Here is a 1,297-nt window from a genome sequence, read left to right on the forward strand (position 1 = left end):
GGTTCACTATCGGTCAGTCAGGAGTATTTAGCCTTGGAGGATGGTCCCCCCATATTCAGACAGGATACCACGTGTCCCGCCCTACTCTTCGAGTTCACAACCTGTGCATTTTCGTGTACGGGACTGTCACCCTGTACCGTGCGACTTTCCAGACGCTTCCACTAACACACAAGCTGATTCAGACTCTGGGCTGCTCCCCGTTCGCTCGCCGCTACTGGGGGAATCTCGGTTGATTTCTTTTCCTCGGGGTACTTAGATGTTTCAGTTCCCCCGGTTCGCCTCGTTAACCTATGTATTCAGTTAACGATAGTGTGACGAATCACACTGGGTTTCCCCATTCGGACATCGCCGGGTCAAAGGTTCATATCACCTCGCCGGCGCTTTTCGCAGATTAGCACGTCCTTCATCGCCTCTGACTGCCAGGGCATCCACCGTGTACGCTTAGTCGCTTAACCTCACAACCCGAAGATGTTTCACTTCTGATTGCGAAAATTTGAGAGACTCGAACACACCATTTAAGATGTGTCGTTTCAATTTTCAGCTTGATCCAGATTTTTAAAGAGCAAAACTTCGCAGTGCACCTTTTCAGGTTCACTCTGAAGTTTTCTTGGGTTCGCAGTAAAAGATGGTGGAGCTATGCGGGATCGAACCGCAGACCTCCTGCGTGCAAAGCAGGCGCTCTCCCAGCTGAGCTATAGCCCCATCGTTTTGCAATCTCTGTACCGCTCATCCTTTAAAAGGAGTTTGGTAGGCCTGAGTGGACTTGAACCACCGACCTCACCCTTATCAGGGGTGCGCTCTAACCACCTGAGCTACAAGCCTGCAGAGATTTTTACTGCTGTTTTTTCATCAGACAATCTGTGTGAGCACTGCAAAGGCAGGTTCTTTAAGGTAAGGAGGTGATCCAACCGCAGGTTCCCCTACGGTTACCTTGTTACGACTTCACCCCAGTCATGAATCACAAAGTGGTAAGCGCCCTCCCGAAGGTTAAGCTACCTACTTCTTTTGCAACCCACTCCCATGGTGTGACGGGCGGTGTGTACAAGGCCCGGGAACGTATTCACCGTAGCATTCTGATCTACGATTACTAGCGATTCCGACTTCATGGAGTCGAGTTGCAGACTCCAATCCGGACTACGACGCACTTTATGAGGTCCGCTTGCTCTCGCGAGGTCGCTTCTCTTTGTATGCGCCATTGTAGCACGTGTGTAGCCCTACTCGTAAGGGCCATGATGACTTGACGTCATCCCCACCTTCCTCCAGTTTATCACTGGCAGTCTCCTTTGAGTTCCCGGCC

The 1,297-nt window shown here is 51.1% G+C and carries 2 tRNA genes and 2 rRNA genes; all 4 read right to left on the reverse strand.

Annotated elements, in window-relative coordinates:
* Positions 1-455: ribosomal RNA gene (locus tag ACMWJS_RS22885) — 23S ribosomal RNA — on the reverse strand; the annotation flags it as partial.
* 171 nt (positions 456-626) lie between these two features.
* Positions 627-702, reverse strand: a tRNA-Ala gene (locus tag ACMWJS_RS22890).
* 43 nt (positions 703-745) lie between these two features.
* Positions 746-822 (reverse strand) — tRNA-Ile (locus ACMWJS_RS22895).
* Positions 823-892: 70 nt separating this feature from the next.
* A 16S ribosomal RNA gene (locus ACMWJS_RS22900) occupies positions 893-1,297 on the reverse strand; the annotation flags it as partial.

Source organism: Enterobacter sp. HK-058-C-ECC (genome assembly GCF_047531125.1).
Taxonomy (GTDB): Bacteria; Pseudomonadota; Gammaproteobacteria; order Enterobacterales; family Enterobacteriaceae; genus Enterobacter; species Enterobacter quasiroggenkampii.